Here is a 23,691-nt window from a genome sequence, read left to right on the forward strand (position 1 = left end):
CGTTGCCGAGGCAGAGTTGGCTGCAAGGTCGGTAAATCACAGCATTCACTCGTCAGTGATGAAAGCATCGTGGATGAGCACAAGCGAACAGCACGGGCTTAGCTGTGCACAAGTAAAAAAGAAAACCCCGCAAAAGGCAGGGTCTCTCGGCTTCTTGTTGGGCGTGTTGCCTTGTTTACACTCCGTGAAGAAGTTCTCCTCACGAATTGCTGATGCCTCAGAAATCGGGCTGGGCAAGTCCCTTCGCATCAGTTGATTGACTGTTCTGCGGAATTTCCGCAACATGTGATCAGCCAACTCCTCACAAGGTTTGGCTCCTCACACCCCCCAAAGAAGGCTGAGTCGCCTTCTTTTTTTATGCCAACTCTTTGACGGACCGATAGGTGAGGGGCTTGGCACACGCCACCTCTCCATAACCGAGAGAAACCAATTCCTGAACAGCCTCCGCAAATTTCTTAGATCCCATGCCTCGGATCCCTCGATCACCTCGCTGCTTAGCCAATTGCCACGTGCAACCAACGGCATGAAAGCCGTGCGTGTGAACATGACGCATCAGCAGCATCACGTCTGTGCTATCCGCCCAACGTTCGTCCGTCCATCCATCCATGAAACATCAGTCTTCCCAGTAGGCCAAGGTAAGTATTGAGTCTTCCTCATCCCAGTCAATGCCGTTGTGAAACCAAAAGAGATGGAATGATGTAACGCATCTTGCTGGTTGTTGCGTTGATGTTGCAAGTAGTGTGACAAGGTATGAGGTATGGTGCCAGAAAAAGGAAATTTCTCACATCAAGATGGACGGGTCAGTTAAACAATTCGAAACGCTCAGAAAGCAAAACAAAATCGCCAATACATTATACGAAGAACAGAATATAAACTAATATTAGAACCAAGAAAAATAAGCAAAAACCAATCGAATCACTTGATCCTGTTCACTGCTTAATTCTGAGGCGATGGGAATGTCAAAGCCATGACCAAATCAGGAAAGAAATCAACTCTTTCGAGATAGTACACAAGAAGGGTCACATCCCCATTGCTGCCTGTACCCAATTGGGACAATCTCAATGTTTTTCCATCTACAACATTAATAAATCCCGCACCTCTAGTACGAGGAGGTCGTGCTCGCATAGGGAGAAGGTCGATCCTCAGCAGATTTTGCTTCTTCATAGGCAAGAACTTTTGTTGTAACCAGTGAGCCCAAGGCGTATTCTCTTGCTCTACTCTTTGGCTCCAGATTCCACCATTCAAAACCTACCTTCCAAGCTCCAACATTCCCAACCTTATCAAACCTCATACAAGTATTACCAATTGAAAAATAGCTAAGATCACTACGATAGGTCAACCTAGCTATGGAATTAGACTTATCAAATGTACACCATTTTGTACTATCGAGCTGGGCTATAGAGTTTACCTGGGCTGCCACTTGACAAGGCAAACAAGACTTTGCCAGAAAAACGGTAAACAAGAAATAAATCGTGCGCATAGTAGTCCATCGCAAGGCCCAAGGCTTTAGCAACGACTATTGAAAAGAGAAAGTGCTTCCCATGAATAGGCTCAAAACAGGACAATCATCCTCTAGCAATAAAACAAGAGTATTAAGATTAAGGCCAACCCGTAAGCTCGAAGCAATAAGAGCACTCACCAACAAAAGGGAAAGAATCAAGTTTCACAGAAGACATACAGACGTCACAGATCACACCTAACAGAAAAAGAAAAAATAATCGCATAAAACATCCAAAAGGAAAAGTAAGAATGCGAAGGGAGTGGAACAATAGAAAAAATCAAAATAAGTCCTTGGGAATTTCCAAAACAAGAACAAGACCAATTGAAATCTGACAGCTAAGGACAAAAACACTAGCCAACCACTACTAGAAAGGCTATTAATGCAAGGCCGTATAATGACTATATTCAAATGATATTGACGCTAATAGATAAAGCAAAAGACTTCGAATAATCAAGAACGAATCAACAGCAAGTGAAAGCATTAACAACTGGAACCAAAAAGATTACTGTCACAGTTGACAACTGGCAAACAACGCGATAGGTTCGTCTGATTCGTATATATAAGTCAACCACACACCAAACCAAAACCAACCACAAACCAACAACTAACTTTAAAGAATATGAACAAAACAGCTAAGAATTGCAGTAAATTCCTTGGAGTTTTGTTGACACTTTGCTCACTAGACATTGCCTCAAATCATGAGATGCAGGCAGACGATTTAACCAATAACAGGTCGAATAGATACAAAAAAAAGGAACTGATCAGCACGACAATAAATTGCAAGAGCAATTATCGTTATTATAAAAATTGCAAGAAAACGAACGAAGCAAAGCAGAATAGTCGCTATACTATTAAAAGAGATGTACAAAAAAGATCAGAGCACAAAGATATTAAAAAGAAGTCTCACAAAAGCGATTACAAAAGCAATGCACAAAACTTGAACAGAATAAAGAAAATCCTTGGAAAGAATATCAACAATATAGGCAAAAACATGGACGCTATTGCCGGCAATACAAAAGCGATAGAGAGAAATAGCACCAATATCAATAAGAATACACAAAGTATCGATGGCAATGCAGCCGCTATTGAAAATCTCGAGAAAATAAACACTAACAATCTGAACAATCCGGCTACGAAACAAAACACTCAAGACATAGAGACGAATAAGCAATCAATCAAAGACAATAGCGCAGCTATCAAAACAAATACTGTAGATATATCATCCAATAACGCAGCAATAAATTCAAATACTGTGGATATATCATCCAATAACGCAGCAATAAATTCAAATACTATGGATATATCATCCAATAACGCAGCAATAAATTCAAATACTATGGATATATCATCCAATAACGCAGCAATCAAAGACAATCAAGATCTTATAATGAAAGTCAACGTAGAGATCCCAAATGGCACAGCAATATTAAGCAATACCGAAAAGATTAAAATCAACGGAGAAGGAATAGCCTCAAATAGCAACAATATAAACATAAATAATGGTCTAATAAACAAGAATACTGATAAGATCTCTGGCAATGAAGTCAGTATTAGCAATAATTCTAAAGAAATTAATATCAACAAGAATCAAGCAAGTAGCAACATTGAAAGCATTGCTACCAACAAAGACAACATTGGCAAAAATACTGAAAAGATTTTAACTAATACCGATCAAATAAATACAAACACTGGAAATATCACTGTCAATACTGAAAGCATATCCACAAACCAATCAACGCTTTCTAGCCTAGGAACAATCATTGACATTGAAAATATTAACAGCAGAGTCATCAATCCTAACGGAATAGAAATTGAGGGCGAAAATTTAATATCAAGAGATAAGAATGGTGTAATAAGCATTGGAAAGAATTCAATCAAGACAGTAGAGCAAAACGGGAAACAATTAGTATGGGCCGCTGATGCAAACGGGAACTCTATTCCAATCAATATAACAAATGGGTCAGATCTTCAGATAAATGGTGTAAGCGTACAGGGGCAAATCGACAATAATATTGAAAACATATCGACCAACACAAACGCTATACTAAACAACCAAAAAGTGATCAATAATGTTCAAGACAACGTAAATGAACTTGGATACGGTGTGGCCGGTGCAACGGCTCTATCCACAGCAATCTCGGCACTACCAACAGTCTCTCAAGACTCACCCATATCCTGTGGTTTAGGTACAGGTGGTTACAGCAGTCGATTTGCTATGAGTGTTGGATGTGCCGTGAAAGCAGGTAAGCGGGTCTCGATCAATGCTGGAGTATCTCATGTGTTTGGAGGAGCTGCTGATTACGGCAATGGATCATTGTCAACTGCAGCTGCACGTGCTGGTTTCATTTTGAAGCTAGGAAAAATCAATACACCTACAACAAACAATGAAGAGATGAGAGCACAACTGAAGAAAATCCAAAACTTAAACAACAAGATACAGCAAGAGAATGACGCAATAAAGAATCAAAATGAAGAGCTAATAAGGCGGCTGGAGCGTTTAGAAGCTATTTCGTACGTGCAGAGCGCATCTACAAATACAAGGATGAGATGAAAACAAAAAATAAATACATAACATAATTTGAAAATGATAGAATGATAGCTCAATCAAGCAAGAGATCAAGCCAAGTTTTTAAATCAACAGATGATCGCATGATTTGCATTAACCAAACTTGCAACTTATCAATAGTCTTTAGGAAATACAAGAATTAAAAGAAGTCAAGCCTCAGCCTCCAATCAACTCAAAATAAAAGCAAGAATTCAAAAGTGATAGCAAAACTGCGAATACTAATCAAGAGTCAGAAGTGAAGGAGTAATGATAAGCAGAACAAAAAATATAGACATTAAAACAGAAGGGAGATGGCTTAAACAAAACGAATAAAGGCTTAAACAAAAATCGCTAGAAATAGCCTGCTAAAGCAAAGATGGTGGAAAGAATTTCCAGATAAAATAAAATGCTAAAAATCAATAACGCCTTAGGGATTGCTTGACGATCTGCTAATAAAGATAGCAATTACATATAACTAAAAAAAATTAGAAAAAAGAAGCTACAAGCCAAAAATGCACAAGAAACTGTATGTACACAATCTCAAAAGATGAAGCAGCAGCATCAAACATAGGCATTAAAGAGAGGTAGTGAAAAACTACTATCTGAATGAAAAATAATTTGCTTGCAAAAAATTGACCAGTGAAGAGGGAAACAAAATATATTGTAGCAATAATCCATGAAAAAGCATAAGGAGGGAATATAACGATCTATAAACCAAGAGACGGCCAAAAGAGAGCTCAAAAGATAATATACTAACAACTAGCTAAAAAGCCACAAGCTAGGAAGAATAAACGCGGAAGCTTGTATAAATAAAGAGAGAGCGAAAACCCCGAAAAGAATAATACGAGAATGCCATATCAAAAGCAAATAAAACAAGAACCAAAAGCGAAGCTTAAACAAAGATAAGAAAGGAAACAATAATGGCCAATTAAATGCCAATGGGGAATAGCTATGATAAGCTTCTAAAACAATGCAAGAGTATAGAGCCTTCGCCTGAATTAAATTCTTGGCAAATATGTAAAGGTGAAGATTTAGCAAGCAACCGAAAAGACTTAAAAAGCTAAAATCTATCAATATAAAGAAGAATGAAACAAATGAGAATTACAAGAAGGTGGAAACTTTTACGACTAAGAAGCGAATTCAGGACAATGCTGCTAGTTAAGCCAAAAGGCACAAGAACAGAAAAAAAGCATATGACAAAAAATCTAGTACTGGCCTACTGCTTACCCAGGGAAGGAATCGAGGCCTAAAAGCGTATCTTAAGAATTAATAAGTTCATGCTGACATAAAGCGATGAACTGGTATAGAGTGAGAAGGAATCTAATAAATAAAACATGCTTCCATGAAAACTGAAGGATAATATGGATCACTGAGGCTTGTACTGCAAAATCGGAGTACATGAATCCATACAAATCCAAAACAAGCAAAAAACCGATATTAGTGCAAAATTGCTTGCAATACTAATATCAGCAATACAAACAATCAAAATTGCATCACATTTAATTCTCTGAGGCTTGTGCGATTCATCTCCGCACATTGGATTAATTGAAGAACTGCATAAACATTCTATTTCAAATTCTGCATTTAAGATTAAACTAGTGGAAAGAAAGTTGCCGAAGCCTTAATCACCTCGGCACTTGTTATGTGCAATAACAGATAACAAAGCAGAGGAGAAGCAACTGCTGACTGTTTTTATTGCCAAAACTTACTTCCCATTAATTGTCATATCTGAATGCAAGCATTTTGAAAATAGATCGATCCTTTAATTAATCACGTTCTCTGCCTTCATCATGGACATCAACGATCAATTAGAAACACTACTGATGGATTGGGGTTTTGAAAAGGACCTTCTGAAGACACTTGAAAAAAGTGGAATTCTGGAGGAATTTAGTTTCGGAACCAACAACGAAATAGAGTCACTAAGAAGTGCGCTAGAGAGTGGAAGAGTGTCATTGATAAATGATGAAAGTAAAACGTCAAAAAAAGATCAAGAAGGTGACAAAACACACAAAGAATCCAACGATCGGCCACTTATCCAAATCCTAAAAGATTGGGGGTTTGCTTCTTCAATTACAAGTGCAAATCAATTCCTTTCAGACAATCAAAATCTTGAACTTACGAATAAAGAGGATAGGAAACAGCTCAAGAAATTCCTTAAAGAAACCGATTCAGAGGAAGAAAATGATGATGGAATAAAAACAAATATTGAAGAAACGTTGTCTATACAAGATTTTTCACATATCATAGACTCAGGCACCAACGTACCAAAACAGCTAGTTTTTGGGACAAGAAAAACAAATGCAAACCTAGGGGATTTCTTTCCGGATTCTGATGGAAAAATTTCATCAAGAATGGATAAACTGTTGGGGCGATTGACCCAGTTAGTAACAGATAAACCCGTATACGTGGAATATGGAGATTACACGAATAAGAGTGTAGAGATTAAAGATGCGAATGGGCCGCCAAAAGGATCGTTTGATGTCTCAGGTTCCAGAACATTTGCAGGAGGAAGATTAACAGGCAAAGGATTGAATACTATTGATCCTAATTACCAAGGTATAGCTTCAGAAATATGGGGGAAGTCAAATGGCACATTGATACGTTTTGCAAAAGCTGAATGGGGATCAGTACTTGTTGACGGAGAGCTTGTTGAGCAGCCAGGAAGACCAAAAGGCTATCAAGGACAATTTGGTGTAAACAGTGAAGAAAGACTGGTTGATCCCTACGACGCAGTTACTGATTCTGAAACAGGAACTCTGCTTAATGCAAGGAAACTCAGCAACCTGTTAGGCGAAGGATCAGACGGAGAATCAGCCAACAGATCGGGGGTGTCAAATATGCACATGGCATTTGGTCAATATACAGACCACAACATGTCATTTTTAGATCGAACAGCAACAGGCCAAGGATTAGCAACTGAGGTTGACCCTAATGATCTAACTGATCCACTCAATAATGGTTTTGACGGCCGGCCAAATGTTAAAAAAGATGATCAAGGCAATCTAATTCCAAACCAAACGGGCATCCTGGGCGGACGAGGCGAGCATTATGTAGTATCTAGTGAAGGGAATCTCGTTCGGGTTGCTTATTTTGATAAATTTACACCTGAAGCTGACGGAGATGCAACAAAACAGGAAATTCTAGAAAGTGGATTTTATGAATTTGATGAAAATATTTCAGCTATAGGCCAGCCCGTACTCAATAGATATGGACAGGAGATCACAGGGGATGATCTAGTTCATATGAACAAAACCGAATCATTGATTCAAAATAACCAACTTTATGGCGCAACTGATGCTGGAAATTACATACTAAGGGAATCAGCTCGGTGGTCAACGGAAGATGGAGATTTTGTTTATTTTACTGATAGCCTCGGCAACGAATACAAAAAAGAGAAAATAACTGAGAACATGTTAACGGTCGGGGATATCGTACGAGGTACAGTAATTAGGAATGGGGAAACATATTCAATTCAAAACTATGGTATTTCAACTGGACTAGGTGAAAATGGAGAGACATTATCTGAACTTATAAAAATAAATTGCGGCGGTAAAATATTGGATGCTGATATCCTCAAAACACCACATATGCTTAAATCTGTATCTATAGGAAGCGATGGTCTCGCCTCATTGCCAAATTATGCAGATTTGTTGGCGAATAATGGTGTAGACACAGCTCTTATACAAGCGGTATTTGATGCTGAGCAAAGCGAACAATGGTTCAGTAGGATGGGTCAAACCAATCCACTCTTTGCCAATATACAAAATGACCCGAATTTTATTGATTTTGGCAATATTGATGGATATCCATTAATTGGTGACATCTCACCTCGAGTGTTTGCTGGAGAAATCAATCAAGGTGCAATGCGCAGCTTGGACCAAAATCAAGATAATATAGCAGATGTATATGCAATTGAAAAAATAAATTCACCATACATACCTGTATACACCTTTGACGGAGTAAAAGTAGAAGATCTAACTGCTAATCCTCAACCAAAGATCAACGCAGAAGACTGGGGAACAGGATTACTACTTACTCATAAAGTTGGTGGTGATTGGCGCGCTAACGAAAATGCCGGCTTAACTTCACTACATACATTGTGGACTAGGGAGCATACCTTCCAAGTTGATTGGATAACATCAACTATTAACGAAATCAAAAAATCTGACGAAGGTATAACTGAATTCAATGATCAATATGGAGTGAACCTCGAAACAATTACAACGAATGATATTGCAAATATGGCTAGAAGGATGGTTGAAATGGAATATCAAAAGATTCTCTATGAACAGTTTGCTCCAACGTTAGTTGGAGATAAAGTCAAAGATGGAAGGCATGGATCGGATGGATTTAATCCAGAAGTTGATCCCTCTGTAGCAGAAGAGTTTTCAAATGCAGCATATCGATTTGGACATTCACAAATCCAAAAAGAGTTAATTCCAGGATTGGATCTGTTTGACGCATTTTTGACTCCACAGGTAACAGATTCGTACGGCATCTCAGGTATACTTAATGGATTATCAGATCTAGAAGCAGCAAAGGTAGATACAAAGGTCAACGAATCAGTTAGATCTAATTTACTTGCAAACAAGCTCGACCTCAAATCAGCAAATATAATGAGGAGCCGAGAAACTGGTCAGACTTCCACAAATGCTTTGCTTCGTTCATTATCAGGTTTTGAGTATAATGATATAACAGGCAAGTACGAATTACAACATGATGAGAATGGAGTTATGAAGGAGGGTTATCGCCCTCTAAATTTGGCAACCGGAAGTGATGTAACCAAAGGAGTTCTTGGAGCTGACGGATTGTATGGAACTAGTGATGATACCTCAGGCTTAGATTACGGCTTTGTAGGAAACTATGGCTTACGTCCCATAATAAGTTGGGAAGACTTCGGGGATAGGATGAGAGGAAATAATCAAGTAGAGAAAAATGATCTTCTAAGTAGCTTCATGGCAGCATATGATGATTCATTAGAAGGCAGTACTATTAACGAAAAGAAAATAAGTGCTACAGCAAAAATAGATCTCGCGCAAGCAAATCCCAACAATGATATCTACAGCCTTGGAAGTAATGGTATAGAGTTAGCAGACGTATGGAACTATATGCTGGCTGAAAAGCCTAGTGGAGAACAACTCCTCGGCGAGCTAGCAGCGTCTATTGTATGGGAACAATTCGATCGATTCCAGGATGGAGATGCACACTACTATTTAACCGCACTTGATGGCCTTGGTAATGGAGTATGGAACCACACATTAAATCCGTTGGAAGATATTATTGCAAGAAATACAACTAACTCTACTTCTGATAATCTTATTGACTCCGGATTTGATGAAACGTTCTTCAATACACGACCTATCCAAGCCACTCTTCGGGATGCTGTAACAGGTAATTTTGAAGGTCCATTCGACCCTAGTACAATAGCCAAGGTTGACTATTTGGATGGTTTACGTCCTGCAAGTCAAGGAAGCGCACCTGAAATAAGCGAAGGTCCACACGAAGGCCCGATGCCAAATCCTTACATTTTGGCAGATAACAATGCTATATACGAACGAGTAGGTGCTATCTATAGGAATTTTGCAACTAACTGGGATGCCAATGCTCTTGATCCATGGAACAAAAATAATTTATTTGCTCATAACTCAAGAGCATCAATAGATCACAACCAGATTGGTGAAGGGTTTTTCCTTCCCTTAGCCTAATTGTAGTCTAAGTAGATAATAATCGTAGTTACTGCTTTCAATCTTAAAATAGATAAAACTCATACCTTTCGCCCAGCTGAAACTAAACCCTGAGAGAAAGGGAAGAAAACTCATTAATGAGTTTTCTTCCCTTTTGCTTTGCAAAAATGCCATATTTATATCCAGAAATCTCATCTATTCAGAAATACTTTTGTCCGCTAACAAATGCAAGCATTATGAATACCGAGATGAACTAGGAAAAGAGAAATGTTCAGAATGTAGCAATAGCAATGCCATTAATCTCGGAACTACTCACCATACCTGCCATAGAATGGATAACTATACTAAGTTTCAGCGAGCTCTAAGAGATCCATCATAAGAAGCTTAGTCAATTCCGAATCATACAAGCCAATATAACCAATGAAATACTATAAATCAATGGGCAACTTAGAGTACAGAGTTCGCAGATCAGACGTAATGAAAGCCTACAAAAAAGCTGTAGCAGTTTCAGATTGGGTGAAAGCTCGAAACTTTAGGGAGGAGTTAAACGCATTGACTCATCAATTTTGGCTCCAACAAGAAACACTGTTAAAAGCTGAACAAAAAGCATTTACTTTGCTAAAAGATGAATTAACCCGAACCTTAGAATGATTCATCTGTTCCTGACTTCATTAATACATGGGAGACCTTTCCAACAATTTAGAGACACTAGCTCCGCATAAAAAAGGATTAAGAATCAAAAAAAAGATCACAGTCTCTATCTTAGCTTTAAGACCATTTATTTGGGTCTAAGCCATTAGCTCTCTAACTATGTTCATAATATTAGTTAACCAATCAAAGAAAAGTCACTTCTCCATCGCCACAAATACTAAGAACTATCCGCGTGGTTTTAGCTGAGAGAGATTCTCCGTATAAGCTTACGTAGCTAAGTACAAAAAGCATCTGAAGCAAAATCGTCATGGTTGGTCTATCGCAAGTAATATATAACGCTGCCTGTCTTTGGAATCTACTAGATGCATTCTTCTCTTACACACCAGTGCAATGATTGACATTGAACAGCAGTAAAGGACTAAAACTATTTATGATATATGCAGAAATATTGCAGAAGCAGTGAATACTAGCACGTCCAAAGTCGAGATCAATATTTGAAAGATTTCTTGAATAGTAGATGTTGCAGGAATTGCCTACTAAGCCAAAAACACCATCATCAATCGTAAACTGAGGCAATAGCAGAATAGAGGCAATAAATAGCGCGTTGAATCTTGCTCGGAAAAATTATAGATTCTGAGGACGCCACAGCTTGGCCTCAAAGAGTTCACGCAATATTAGGGAGCTTAACTTTAAAATCTCGGAAAGAAATGTTCCTCTCTAGTCTTCACGTATTGATGATAAACTCACCCCAAATAGAACTCAGCTGCTGCCAGGTTCCTTCCCACCATTCAATACCGATTGCAAGAAAGGCTTAATAGCCGTCTGCAGATCTTATCCCAATGAACAGATACTCCATCAGAGATGGGGCAGCTAAGTGTCGAGAGTATGCATCTAAGAGCAACTACACAACCTTACAGCCATACAGAAATCCGAGAAGTAGCACACTTCATTACAAGAACCGCTGAGAATCAGAATGCTACATCTATAAATACAGTAAGCACAAGTTTTTCAACACCTGGCATCCAAAGCATTGATGGCCGCTAAGAATTAAAAGATTACTTATCTATTTCAATAGTTTTTGATGAGAACAAATATATCAGATAAGTAATCTATGACTGGGGCTTCCAGTCATAATAAATCAGTGAGCCAATAGAATTCTCCTATATCGAATAACTCAACATTGATTAGAGTCTGTGGGAGGTAGGCAAGGTCTTGTCAGAACCTTACCCACCCAGCTAAATATTTACCCTGAGGTGGCAAGCGACTATTAACATTGTGATCAATGTCAGCTGAAACAATCCTCTATCGATCGATCCAGAGAAACGAGGCAACGTATTCGGGATCTATACAGTAGCCATATGAGTGTATGTGGAAACTATTCGAATATTACATTGGACTTGCAGAAACATACCTTTAAAGAAATCATGAAATATATCTTCAAGCCAAGACGAATTAACGGCTTAGAGATACTTAACTAGTCATTACCTTTGAGGGACGCACTCAGCAACACTCTTCCCTATCAACCGCTCTGACTATAAAAACAATTGACATGCTTGTATTCATGACACTTGATCACTAAAACCATACATGTCACAAGTAAGTCTTACGCTTGAGAAGGTTGCATCCATCAATAGAACCTATTAACTATTTTCAGGATAAGCATTCTTCTCGTTATTCTTAAAAATGGCTTAGTATACAGAAGTATTGAGTAGTGACTCAAATCTCCGTCTTTAGAGAGTCAGAGCACGACAAAAATAATTGACATTATCAACGCATAAGCTCTTGCAACGAACTATGTTACACATGAAAATTAAATATTTTGATGCGTAACCAGTAGATTTAGAACATTCGAAAAACTAGCGTTGAGGTGCATACAGTAGGAGGATTGATTTCCTCTCATTTGGTCGATGAGCACCCAATTTTCCTGTTTCAGCCTGTTTTGTTCGAGATGCGTGGTCTTGTTGGCTTAAAAGCGATGAAACTCACTTTATAGACTCTGTCAACTCAGGGCGAAGTGTTGTGGTATGGAAGGCAGATAGTTGTTAAGAGTAGTGTTCTTGAAGGCAGCTCTTAATTAAGATCTCATCAAAGGGAGGAGTGATGACCTTCTTTTTTTTTGTCTGGAAATAATTTACTGCTAAATTTTGAGTCCCAAAAGACCTTTAGTGATACCAATAATTGTCCAAAAACCGACGAAACTGTTCGTATAGCGTTGTCATTTTAAGTACAACTACTTGTCACTGCTTTAGAGCCATATTGATTATATCCGCAACTAACAAAGTTGGGAGCTTGTAGTTCGGATCATCAAGGGTGAAGGAGGTGTTCCCCATCACACCTCCCTCATTTCTATGAATAGTTAATGCCCAGAGTGCATCGAAAAGTCGGTGGCTTTACCAGTGGACGGTACCGCTCAGTAGTACGATGGTATTCAATGTTCTGATCAAGAAAGAGTATTAATTACTGGAAGTGTCGATACTGTTGTCTGCAGGGGTACTGCAAAGTGATACACAACGAAACATGTAAGCCTTGGAAGCTTCAACAAGTTTGTATCACACTTTTATAACAGTCCAATCGTCTTGAATTATCTAAAGAGTAGAAAGCTGTTTGCTACTCAGCGCAAACTAAACTCCCTGTTTCTGAGCCAGATGTTCTATGCGAGTGAAATATAAGAATTCCCCAAAGCAGTAGATTATCGGTGATTGCAAATAATGCTTATTCAAAGATCGCCACAAAGGAAAGGGGAAAGTCAAATTGAAACTCAAGCAATGAATCCAATTCTTTCAGCAGCATTTCAGGTGATCATCACATCATCCTCGCTGTCACCACAGCCCTTGAGCCGACTACTGGCGGACCTACAACCACTCATCCAGGCCCTCAACACCAAAGGTTTCAAGGTTCTCATTGCATTACCTCCCCTGCGTGGAAGTTATGGATTGTTCCAAAGTAAAAACAAAACCCTCTGGATTTCACCAGTTACTTTTCCACTCGGTATCTCCCGCCAAACTTTTTTGCATGAGGCCGTTCATGCTATCCAAAGCTGCCCATCAGGAAGACTTTCTCCAGTGGGATGGCAAGTTAGCCTAAACCCAGTTGTTGAACGCGAAATCAGCGCAATTCTCTTGAAAAACTATAACCATAAAAATCGCACACTTGAACAGGAAGCATTTTTTCTTCAAGGTCAGAAGAATGCATCATCGATGCTAATGAAGGCATTAAAACAACGATGCATCTGAATAAAAAAATGCCCCGCTTGTTGCTGGTCAACCTGCTAAAGATGTAATTTCAGGATGGTGATAGATCCAAGCTCGCTACAGCGAGGCAGAACTCGGAGGCAGGTCGATCATTGGACGATCCACCCAAATCGAGCGGGAGCAGATCAACACGGAATGCCGGATGTACGTTTTGATACCACTGGTATCCAGCTGCCAAAGCGAAGATCTAGCACTCTTGCAAGGCTTTTAGATGTCACGTTTCATGATCCAGTGGTGTGCTCCCGATCCCACCAACGAGAACTACACCAAGGAGTGATGAGATTGAGATGATGATACCAGCGACATCGGTATTGATGATGCGGCTCTCGCCTGCTCGATCAGCGAAGTTGGCATTAGCGAGGACATCAAGAAACCAGACGCTGTTGTCGCCAACAGACAGCGGCAGAAACCCACTAACACCTGCTTAGTTTGGTGTACCTGCTCCTTGCAGTGCACCTTGAAAGCCAAGAGTTGCCTTGACCACATCCTTCAGGCCAATACCAAGATCATCAGCACCACTGCCCTCTTGAGCAATGGCAGGCAGAGCAGCTACAGAGACGGCAGAATCCAACAGCCCCAGGGAGAGACGACACAGAATCGGAAGTTAATTAGATGCCGTAACGATGCTTTGCTCTTACTGGTGATGCCCGCTGTACTAGCCAGTTTTAGCTTTGCTGCAATTCCAGTAATTCAAGCCTTATCTGGTAGCTGAGCAGCGTTCCCTGCCAATTTTCTGCAGGTTGAAACACATCTGAAGCCTAGATGTCTGAGCATCCGCTGCTGTCTGACGGGTTACTCAATGCGTGCTGATAAGCGGTAGTAGCTCACCAAAACAAACTGAGTATGTTGCGTTGGTGTATCTGGCTTGATCTAAAGGAGTATCTCCTCTTGCCTGTTCACCAGCCAGCCCTCACCGTTGAGTTCTCTTTTATCGGGCTTAATCAGGCTGCCGCTGCCAAAGCAGACCATTCAGGTGAGATTGCCCATTGAGTTGAGACCGACTCACTCGAAAGGATGAGGTCAGTTATCTCTTGTGGGTAACAACAGGACCAGAGACAGGGTCAGTCACACCCTGATGTGGAAAGAGTTCCTCAAAAAAGTCACGGACAGGATTTAAATGCTCAATCATCTGAGGTCTTGCAGCGACAGGATTTTCCTCGGTTTTCCGGATACCAACAAAGCAATAACGACGATCACCTGTCTTAGCCCAAAAAGCATGCAGCATCCCCTTTGGATTCACCCAGGCTTCAGTTGCCGCAATGAACCTTTCCTCGCACCCCTCCTTACAAAGCACGCGTACGTTATTTAGGAATTTGGCTGCCACTTGAGATCTCCGATTGCTGGGACTCTCGCAGACTCATTCAAAAAACAGTGTCATCTAAATCACTCAAAAGGATGAGTCAAGGCATAAGAAAAGAAGGCGAATAAGCCTTCTTCGGTGTGTGCATCTCAGATTTTTCCGATACTCTTGATGAGAAGGCTTCGTTGATGCCGTGCTTGGGGGGCAGCTAGCAACACGCCAAGAGCCTCCGAGCACCACAGGACGAATATTTATTCTCAACCACCATTCTGTTGGAGGCAATCAACACAAACATCACTACAAGAGTTACAAAGCAACCAATATTGAACTGATGAGCATTCAACGAATGGGCTCAATACCGACTATTCGATACAGCAAAGCTGCAAATGTCTTAACTTTTAGCTGACATTTAGATGGTAGCAGCAAGCGTGTTACTCACTTCTCAATAAGGCATTTTTCGGACTAGTCATTGAAAAAAATCGGATAAAAGTCGATACTATCGGGCCTATTGACAAACTTGCAAAGCGTGGTATCACTTATTTATGTTGCATATCCGCTTCATAGGTGATTCCGATGGCTCTGACTCGTTGACTCTTCGATTCACTGGTGAGATGAGTTGGTTCGCTTCAATAACGGCATTCACACTTCTAATTTCGAGCTCATATTTTTCCGCTCAGAGTAGATCGCTAATCAGCTTTAGTGGGACCGTACCTCCAACCTGTGAGAAGTTGGCCAACAAAAAGCCAAAAAACAAGATCTATGCCTCAAAAGGCAAAGCCTATGGTCAAGCAAAAAGGCAAGAAAAACTAAATAGACGATATAGGCAGAAACATTTTTCTCATAAGCATTCCGATCATAGTTTTTATAGAATCAAAAGTAAGGAGTTAGCTAAAAGATTCCAAAGCCTTGGACCTAGTGCGTCACTGCAGACAAGTCGATTGCGTGGCATTAAGTTGAAAAGGTCTATTGTGACCACTAGACACAATTCAAAACCTCAAACTGACACCATAAAAGTACTGAAAAAAGGATTCTCACGACTTTGCCTCTTTTATTAGATTGCCAGCTTCATCCAAAGGAAGCCAGAAAGATTCGCCCTGCTTCTTCGAGCACCACAGAAGGAGTGAACTGATGCAACTTTCGCACATGAAGCCACCAACACCAGCGGCTATGAATAGTCCGATCAACTAATGCCCACTCATTGCTTATCGGTTTGAATGGCTAGCAAACATTAACCGCAACGATGATCTCAGTCTTTGCGATTGAATTGAATCTGAGAAAGATCACACGATGAACGTCTGTTATGTGTCCCATAGCCTCGCTGATATTTGACAAGAAAGAAATTTCTAGCAGTCAACATCATCGCTGATTCCAGTTGATGCCTAAATTCATTTCTGTTGCTATTGAGCTGCGAAAACAGTGACCCTAATGGTTCCATACCGATGAGTTTATATAATTTTACCCCCATCTGCGAATATCTTTTCCTGTTGCAGGATCACAGACGAACGATCTCACCCGAGTTAGCGAAGCAAACACTGCCTGACGAGGTTGGGACCAGCCAACCGTCAGTCGCTTGACACAAAAGGCAGAGGATTAAAGCTGGAGGGAGCCAGAGGCATGCGTGGTTTGGCGTAGCTCCTTCTTGCGGTGGAGGGCAGCTCAGGCAGAACTGGTCTCTTGATCATCGTGCTACCTAACGTCTCACGCCAAAGCTTTTGAGCTAAAGACAGCTCTCCAGCGCTCATTAGATACTCCAATGTTTCTTCAATGGCTAAAGCCGTCTTGCTTGTGACCGTTATGTATTTTGAGCTCTTGTCCATCTATCAGGTAGGTATTGATTTAATTATTTCTCTAACTGGAACTGGAAGCTGGTATTTGTATAGAGATTGCGTTTTTAAGACTAAACGTCTTCACTTAAGAGACATTGGCAATGACTGGGCAGCCATATATTCATCCAAAAAGATGCCATTCCTAAGCAATGCCAAGCGTACCCCCTACCTAGACTTCAGAAGTTGTCATGAGTATGATCAGCTATTCCTAAAGGAAATTACCAACAACTTCACAGGCATTTATCACCAAAACCATGACCACCTAAAAACAATTGGCGCGGAAGATTCGTCTGATCATAATCCACTAAACCACCCATCAATTGCTACCAGGCAGTGCCTCTCTTGTTAGCATTATTATCAACAGACGTGAGCTAATATTTTCAATGTACGCTCCTGAGCAATGGTTATTAGTTGAACGTGCTACAGATCAGATCAATTAACGTTACTTGAACTCGCTTGCAGTCAATACAGAGAAGTAATTTTTCTTTCATCCGCAGAGATTTTCGACAGAAGAGCTAGTCTGAGGGTTAATGCTAGGTATAGAGCGGCAAAGCTACAACGATAAAAGGAATTCCATCTCTTCAAGCGCCACCATTGGCCCTTAATTCACCCTCCAATACCTTCCACTAATCATTACTTACCTAGCCACGAGCGGGGTTTTCATTGCAGCAGAGAATGCTTTAAGCAGTTGACCTTAATTAATGGCACGCGACACACAGATGATGCTGGCTCTGCTTCAGGAGCTACTGATGGCACCTGGTGGTTATACCTTACTCTTCTATATCCTTTATAAGATTGCAGAGTTCTCGCAATGACTACCTACAGAATCATCCTTAATCAAACAACGGGAGAATCTCAAACCGAATGTACATCAGAATCATACGAAGAGATCATGCAACATTGGGAGGAAGAAAAGGACGAACAGGATAATTTGGGTAAGATTGACATGGAGTTAGTTCTTTAAAAGTTTGATGAGTCATAGATGACTATAAAATCATTGATTCTCGGCGAGAGTGGATAGTCATTAGCTGACATGTGAACCTATTGCATCAGCTATGAAGATGGTGAGGAAATATTTATTGAACGCTATGACTTTATCTTTTAAGCATGGTTGAGTCACCATGATGCAATCAACGAAGGACCAAAAAAGTTCAACCTGATTGAAGAGAAGAGGATCAGGAGGATGGATTGGCAGCTGGGCGTGAGTTTTTAACCCGTTTGGGTGATAGAGGAGCAGCGAAGACCATCCGAATGGGAGATTCGGATATGCTCTAATTCAGGGATGGTGAAGGGGCCCAGGAGGGACGACCTCCACACAACAGAAAACCATGAATTCAAAACTTTTACTTACTATTATTGCAGGAGTATTAATGACTGTCTGTTCAACAACTCAGGCCGAAGTACTATCGTTTACTGAGATAAAGATTGATTATGTAGCAACCTCAAGATATCACTATAAGGAAAGTATGCCTACGAGAGATCAGTTGACTAAGCGAATGAAGAGAGACACTTCAAACAATCCAAATATCTTTATGGATCCCATTGTGAAGTCGTCACTCCAGGGAATGACTCAAGAACAAAATCAAAAGGCCATACGAGCTATCGAAGAGACAGATTATAAAAATAGAGCTTTAGCCTGAGCAGCAATTGAATTTCCAGAAGACAAATCTACTGAATTTGTGATGATTTACATAGCAAACAAAGAATCAAGCTGAACATGAACCTGCCTTATGCCTTATGCCTAAAGCTATATAAAACCCATAAGAGAAAAGCAGGGGGCATTTGAGTCACTATCGAATTCGCTAGAGTATTTAAAAGTAGTGGGATCTAAATAGATTCATTAGAGTCGTAGAACACGATTAGGAAGTGAATGCAGTAGAATTTATTCGATTTCAGTCACATCACAATGAATCAGCAACGTTACGAACCATTTGACATTGACAAAGGGGCAGACAAGTTGTTCTTTATTAGCTCTGCATTTATGATTCTTTTCCTGTTTCTTTTGTGATCCGAGGCCCTCTATATTGGAAAAGTTCAGAGAAAGGGGATTTCAGAGTAACTGAGGTATTCGTAATTTAATTAAAAAGAGCTTCAGGCACCTCTACTTACCTTCCCCCGCCACGAGCGGGGTTTTCATTGCAGAGGGGAATGCTTCAAGCAGTTGTCTCCTACCACCAATTACCATCGACACTCAGATGACGCTGGCTCTACTTCAAAAGCTGTTGATGGGACTTAGATCATCAAGCGGGCAGTTCAATGGATCATGTCTAATTTTCTTCCCACGTAATAGTACAACGATATGAATAATTAAAACCTGCTGTTTGTATTTCCTTACAGGATGTATCTGTAACTGTTGCGCCTTGAGGAACCTTTGACTTCAAGAGGTTGAGCGTGATCTCCTCACTCACTCCACTCCTTGTAAGCGACCGAGTATTGGCTTGTGCTTGTATTCCAAAAAGAAATAATCCAGTAATCAATCCAAGGCAGACTCTCATAGCAATAAACGCAAACATATTAATTTTAAGACTGTCAGAAGGATTTTGCATTATTTCTTCAAAAGTTTTAGCAATCTTCAGTGAAGATAGTATCCCAGCCCGCCTATCAGGCTTTACTTTACTTCGACTCTAAGAATGGTTCAAGTAGCAAAGCGATTAGAGCCCTCTGCATGGCTTGCACTTTCCTGCACTTATCACCAGATACTCGAAGTTGACAGTGAGGAATGCTCTAAGCAGTTGCCTCCTGCCATAATCCATCAACCTTGATATTGAGCAAATAGCCAAAGAGATCTTTGTAAGTTACATAATAATCCCTGAAGGATGAGTTCTGAGTCCTATTACTGTTCCTGTTAGACGTGCAAGCCATTCGAGTAAGCCAAGACAATAAAATCCCCGCTCGTGGCGGGGCTAGTAAATATTCAGTCGGGAGATCGATAGCGACACCTTCGCCCCCTGCTGAAGCAGTAATAGAAATAATGGGTGAAGGCAGGTGATGTGTGATCTAGATGATCCTGGCTACAGATGGAATCCGCCTTAGCTGATGGCTGATTCCGAACGAGATCATCATTCCTGTGGCTGATGCAAATAGTGCAATCAGCCAATGATTGAGTCCAATGAAACCAATGGCCTTTAGTAGTATCACTAGCACTAGTGGGTGAATGATGTAGGCCCCGAAGCTGTCGACTCCAGCGGTGGCTAGCCACTGCCCGCATTGATTCTCATGATGCTGGAACCATAGCAACAGATAGGCGATCATTCCCCAGCCGATGAATGGATTCAAGAGAGTCCCTAAAAGTGAGAGCCTGCCAGACTCAGATGACATACTGCCGTTGAAAGTCAGCACTAATGAGATTGCCAATAGGCAGAGAGCCAATGCGACGGAGAAGCGGAACCAACGCACAACCAGATGGGTATTAAGCCGCTCTAGCCAGCGATGGAAGGATGCCTTGCAACCCAGAAAAAACAAAAAGGCATAAGTAAAAACGTGCATGCCTTGGAGACCCAGGCCATCTAACGATGAACGTCGCAAAGCAGCCCAGAAGTCTGTTCGTGTCGCTAGCACTACCTCAAGAATCGAGAGGACAACGGCACTGATTAGCCAAGAGCGCAGCTGGGGTGTGGGAACAGAGGTGTCGACAGAGAAGCGATCTCCTCGCAAAGCAACCCAGGTGCAATAGAGCAAATCGAAGAGGAAAAGAACAACCAGAAACCACAGCACCCCTACGCGATTAAAAGGTATATCGCTCCAGGGCAACTCGGCCAAGGGACTTGCTGGAGAGAGCCTCCCTAACAACCAAGAAGCATTGTTGATCAACAACAGACCACCTAAAAAGGGAATGCCAATTCGCCTAAGACGTTCTTTGAGGTAATCCGCTATGCCCTTCTTATGTACTGAACGCGGGACAAAGTAGCCCGAGAGCAAAAACAACATATACATGAAGAAGGTTTGACAGAAATATATGCACCAACCGGCTACAACTCCAAACAACGGATCAGAAGATCCTTCCCTAGGAATGTGCACTCCGTACCAGCCAAACAAAAGTGCGAATAAAACATGGACGACAATGACTAGCGCGACCATTAGTGCCTTGATCTGATCAAAGAAGAGCACACGCTTGTTATTGCTATGTTGCCGGTATGTCATAGGCTCAGCCTCGCCAGAGATTTGAAATTCTTGCACCATCATGTTGGTTATTACTTCCTGATCATAGAGTTAGTAACAAAGACCTAAATCTCACATTAACAAAGGGCTTACACCCAGCTGCCATGCCATAAACTTGTCCCTCTCTTCTTCAACCAGTAAGGGCACCATCCAGTCCGATTCCACCTCAGCAGCCACATCCCTTCCAAGTTTTCGATGCCGAGTGCCAGCCAGGACTTGCAGCCATGAGCGTCATTTGACGATGGACCCGCATTCACTGCAAGGGTCTGCGTGGGAATAATCCTTGTTCATAGATTCAGTAGCGACCTTCGACAAGAGCGGCGCAGAACCAAAAGCCGATGAAGCCTCCAGCACAGAGGATGTGGATAGGAGCAAAGGTGAAATTTCCTACGAGAATTAGTGTGCCAAGACCAAGAAAGAAGATTGCTGTGATCTTGCTAGGAGTGATGCGTTGAATAAGATTTGGAAGGTTAAAAGAATCAGGTGTTCTGAAAGCTCTGTGTCCTCTGGAGCAGGGTCTGCTGAATCTGGTCCGTATTGAGTTCTTCTCCCATTCATGGTGAACTCGCCTGGGACGCCGTGGCACTCCCACATGTGCGAAGCTTTGCCCCATGCTTCGATAACTGAGTAAGCTTTCCAATCGCAGTGAGGGCACTCAGCAAGAGGTTTTCTGTCGGGATCTGTTAGATGAGTCTTCTTCCACGATTGATCGTTCAAGATATTCTCCTTGATTGGATTTTTACATTGCTTGGTCGGGAGATCGATAGCGACACACACGCCCCCTGCTTTTCCCTTGCGGGTGTTGTATTGCTCTCAGCCATAAGGCTTCAGGCTTCCCGACTTGAATTGATAATTGCAGTTTCCTCCATTGCTCCTAAATATGTATCCGACCAATATGCATTTATTTTTACATACACTGTATTTTAAATTCTGAATCGCGTTTTAACTTATCTTTTTGTTGGCTTGCCCATAAGTCTTGCTCAGCAATAGCTCTAAATGCGTCGTCAAATTCCTGCGAGGTTGCAGCTAATTGTGGTCGCATCCCAGATGAAATTGCGTTTTCCCTTTGCTGTCTAGATGCAGTTCTATTAGCCGCTTGAAGTTCTAGAAGCTCGTTAGTAGAACGCTGGTCTTCTATCTGGTTTTCTATTTTCATTGCACTGCAGTCAGCAGCTACCGCTGGTACGGGAATCAAATAAGAACCTCCAATAACAGCAGCGATAGCGACAAAAGCAGAAAGTTTGATTTGATTCAGGTGTTGTGTGAAGGTCGCCCCTCGATGTATTCACCATCGCGGAAACGGAACGAATCCGAATCCCCCATCTGAGGGGTTTTTGCTGCTGAGCTATCCCCCAAAGGAGTGAGGCAATAAAAAACCCCGCTCGTGGCGGGGTAAGTGAATATTTAGCCTGTTATTTTACTTGGAAAGCTCAGAATCAATCACTTTCATTGGTGCCTCACCTGGGGGAAGCACGAAAATGTCAACAAGAATCACTGGCTCACTACCAAGATTAGCCGCCGATATTGGTGTACCGGCAGGCATGAAATAGCAGTCTCCAGCTCCATAGATTCGATCTTTCTTACCTTCAATAAAATCTGTTATCTGTCCTGAAATAACGCAGGTCAGACCCGAGTAATCGTGAACATGAATCGGAGTACGCGTACCAGGAAGTCGCGTGCCGCGAGCAGCCAAAACTCTTTGTCCATCGTGCCTTATATCATCAATAAGAGTTTTCTTGTCGCGTAATCCTTTGATCAAACCGGGTAGATTCTTTCCGTTAATCTTTTCGATAGGTTCGACCTGAGCCATCACCGAACGAGAAAAACTGCTGAGGCTTAATGCAGAGGAGAAGATGAGAAAACAGCTTAGGGCACGTAATAGCTTCATCGATAAAGGGTATATTTTTCTATAAACATAAGATACTTGAAGTAGGCACAAAATCTATCGAATTACCAATTGGCTCCATTGCGCGTAGAACACAACACTTCTCCTACCTTGTTGACTGCACCTGCAATGCAGAATGAGATCTGGCAGAAGCCAATAGCGCCATAGAGAGACACGGAGCATGTCTGAGAACTTGGTGAGAGGCTCACCTTGACTATTCCTAACGGTGATGCCCGCTGAAGTAGTCAGTTTCGGCTTTGTTGCTATTCCAAAATTGAGGATTTAGTTAGGCAACGTGCAGCGTTCCCAACCAATTTTCTGCAGGTTGATCCACATCTCGATGCCCAGGTGTCTGAGCATCCGCTGTTGTCTGATGGGTTTCCCAATGCGAGCTGACAAGCGGTAGTAGCTCACCACCCTCAACTTGTTCCCGCAGCTGGGACACCCAGTCCTGAACAAGCGCAGGATCCAGCTCCCGTAGATGCAGGTGTGGGTGGTTCTGATCACGCCAGCGGGTGAAGTGCCGCAGCTCTCGCCGATAACCGTCCTGCGCTTCCTTTGAGCCGGAGCGACTGCACTGATCGAGGAATCGCCTCAGGAGGAGCTTGTCACCCCCCCCCCCCCCAGAGAACTGCACCTGCTTGGGCGGTATCGAATAGGCGGCTGACGTATGCCAATGCCTCCGCCTTATCCAGCCCCGCAAACACCGCTGGGAATTGTCTGGATCCGCTGTCTGGATGGCTCTCGGGCGCCTGTGGCGTAATTCCGAGATTGCTTCCGACGGAATGGTTTAAGGGGGCCTTCCACCCCCACGAGTCACTTGGGTGATACGAGCGACATATCAAAGATCATCACTCAAACTCATTGCTGCTACTAAGCTCTATAAAGAC

At 41.6% G+C, this 23,691-nt stretch carries 12 protein-coding genes and 1 pseudogene; 6 read left to right on the forward strand and 7 right to left on the reverse strand.

Annotated elements, in window-relative coordinates; all coding sequences use genetic code 11:
* Nucleotides 1–355 precede the first annotated feature (355 nt).
* A complete protein-coding gene (locus SynSYN20_RS12100) occupies nucleotides 356–607 on the reverse strand; it encodes a hypothetical protein (protein WP_186523862.1) in 252 nt (83 codons plus the stop codon).
* A 1,597-nt stretch (nucleotides 608–2,204) separates the two neighbouring features.
* Between SynSYN20_RS12100 and SynSYN20_RS12105 the strand changes: the two genes are divergently transcribed.
* The 4 genes from SynSYN20_RS12105 (at nucleotide 2,205) to SynSYN20_RS12120 (ending at nucleotide 13,614) form a co-directional block, all read left to right on the forward strand.
* Complete coding sequence (locus SynSYN20_RS12105; protein WP_186523863.1) at nucleotides 2,205–4,052, forward strand: YadA-like family protein; 1,848 nt, start codon at nucleotides 2,205–2,207, stop codon at nucleotides 4,050–4,052.
* A gap of 1,784 nt (nucleotides 4,053–5,836) precedes the next feature.
* On the forward strand, nucleotides 5,837–9,751 hold the full coding sequence (locus SynSYN20_RS12110) for a peroxidase family protein (protein ID WP_186523864.1): 3,915 nt from the start codon (nucleotides 5,837–5,839) through the stop codon (nucleotides 9,749–9,751).
* A gap of 456 nt (nucleotides 9,752–10,207) precedes the next feature.
* Nucleotides 10,208–10,381 carry a hypothetical protein gene (locus SynSYN20_RS12115; RefSeq protein ID WP_186523865.1) on the forward strand — a complete coding sequence of 58 codons (174 nt, stop codon included), beginning with the start codon at nucleotides 10,208–10,210 and terminating at the stop codon, nucleotides 10,379–10,381.
* A gap of 2,708 nt (nucleotides 10,382–13,089) precedes the next feature.
* Nucleotides 13,090–13,614, forward strand: coding sequence for a hypothetical protein (locus SynSYN20_RS12120; protein WP_222929738.1), 525 nt, complete (start codon nucleotides 13,090–13,092; stop codon nucleotides 13,612–13,614).
* Nucleotides 13,615–13,879: 265 nt separating this feature from the next.
* Here the strand turns inward: SynSYN20_RS12120 and SynSYN20_RS12125 are convergent.
* Together SynSYN20_RS12125 and SynSYN20_RS12130 are read right to left on the reverse strand one after the other, a co-directional pair.
* Nucleotides 13,880–14,230, reverse strand: a pseudogene (locus SynSYN20_RS12125) (carbamoyl-phosphate synthase); the annotation flags it as partial.
* A 426-nt stretch (nucleotides 14,231–14,656) separates the two neighbouring features.
* Nucleotides 14,657–14,956, reverse strand: coding sequence for a hypothetical protein (locus SynSYN20_RS12130; RefSeq protein ID WP_186523867.1), 300 nt, complete (start codon nucleotides 14,954–14,956; stop codon nucleotides 14,657–14,659).
* A gap of 1,740 nt (nucleotides 14,957–16,696) precedes the next feature.
* On the opposite strand from SynSYN20_RS12130, the gene SynSYN20_RS12135 reads away from it, so the two are divergent.
* Together SynSYN20_RS12135 and SynSYN20_RS12140 are read left to right on the forward strand one after the other, a co-directional pair.
* The gene (locus tag SynSYN20_RS12135; RefSeq protein WP_186523868.1) at nucleotides 16,697–17,107 is read left to right on the forward strand and encodes a hypothetical protein; all 411 of its coding nucleotides are present in this window, start codon (nucleotides 16,697–16,699) and stop codon (nucleotides 17,105–17,107) included.
* Nucleotides 17,108–18,086: 979 nt separating this feature from the next.
* Nucleotides 18,087–18,398, forward strand: a complete 312-nt coding sequence (locus SynSYN20_RS12140) for a hypothetical protein (RefSeq protein ID WP_186523869.1) — start codon at nucleotides 18,087–18,089, stop codon at nucleotides 18,396–18,398.
* 1,357 nt (nucleotides 18,399–19,755) lie between these two features.
* Here the strand turns inward: SynSYN20_RS12140 and SynSYN20_RS12145 are convergent.
* The 4 genes from SynSYN20_RS12145 to SynSYN20_RS12160 form a co-directional block, all read right to left on the reverse strand.
* Entirely contained in the window at nucleotides 19,756–20,940 is a 1,185-nt protein-coding gene (locus SynSYN20_RS12145) for an acyltransferase (protein WP_370586685.1), read from the reverse strand.
* Between the two features lie 883 nt (nucleotides 20,941–21,823).
* Nucleotides 21,824–22,111, reverse strand: a complete 288-nt coding sequence (locus SynSYN20_RS12150; protein WP_186523871.1) for a hypothetical protein — start codon at nucleotides 22,109–22,111, stop codon at nucleotides 21,824–21,826.
* A 222-nt stretch (nucleotides 22,112–22,333) separates the two neighbouring features.
* Nucleotides 22,334–22,726, reverse strand: coding sequence for a cupin domain-containing protein (locus tag SynSYN20_RS12155; RefSeq protein WP_255476265.1), 393 nt, complete (start codon nucleotides 22,724–22,726; stop codon nucleotides 22,334–22,336).
* A gap of 361 nt (nucleotides 22,727–23,087) precedes the next feature.
* On the reverse strand, nucleotides 23,088–23,438 hold the full coding sequence (locus SynSYN20_RS12160) for a hypothetical protein (RefSeq protein ID WP_255476266.1): 351 nt from the start codon (nucleotides 23,436–23,438) through the stop codon (nucleotides 23,088–23,090).
* Nucleotides 23,439–23,691 lie beyond the last annotated feature (253 nt).

This window comes from Synechococcus sp. SYN20, from assembly GCF_014279555.1.
GTDB lineage: Bacteria > Cyanobacteriota > Cyanobacteriia > PCC-6307 > Cyanobiaceae > Synechococcus_C.

Coding starts and splice junctions, on each gene's coding strand:
- SynSYN20_RS12100 (WP_186523862.1), bottom strand. CDS start 607: ATGGATGGATGGACGGACGAACGTTGGGCGGATAGCACAGACGTGATG.
- SynSYN20_RS12105 (WP_186523863.1), top strand. CDS start 2,205: ATGCAGGCAGACGATTTAACCAATAACAGGTCGAATAGATACAAAAAA.
- SynSYN20_RS12110 (WP_186523864.1), top strand. CDS start 5,837: ATGGACATCAACGATCAATTAGAAACACTACTGATGGATTGGGGTTTT.
- SynSYN20_RS12115 (WP_186523865.1), top strand. CDS start 10,208: ATGAAAGCCTACAAAAAAGCTGTAGCAGTTTCAGATTGGGTGAAAGCT.
- SynSYN20_RS12120 (WP_222929738.1), top strand. CDS start 13,090: ATGCTTATTCAAAGATCGCCACAAAGGAAAGGGGAAAGTCAAATTGAA.
- SynSYN20_RS12135 (WP_186523868.1), top strand. CDS start 16,697: ATGGCTAAAGCCGTCTTGCTTGTGACCGTTATGTATTTTGAGCTCTTG.
- SynSYN20_RS12140 (WP_186523869.1), top strand. CDS start 18,087: ATGAATTCAAAACTTTTACTTACTATTATTGCAGGAGTATTAATGACT.
- SynSYN20_RS12145 (WP_370586685.1), bottom strand. CDS start 20,940: ATGATGGTGCAAGAATTTCAAATCTCTGGCGAGGCTGAGCCTATGACA.
- SynSYN20_RS12155 (WP_255476265.1), bottom strand. CDS start 22,726: ATGGCTCAGGTCGAACCTATCGAAAAGATTAACGGAAAGAATCTACCC.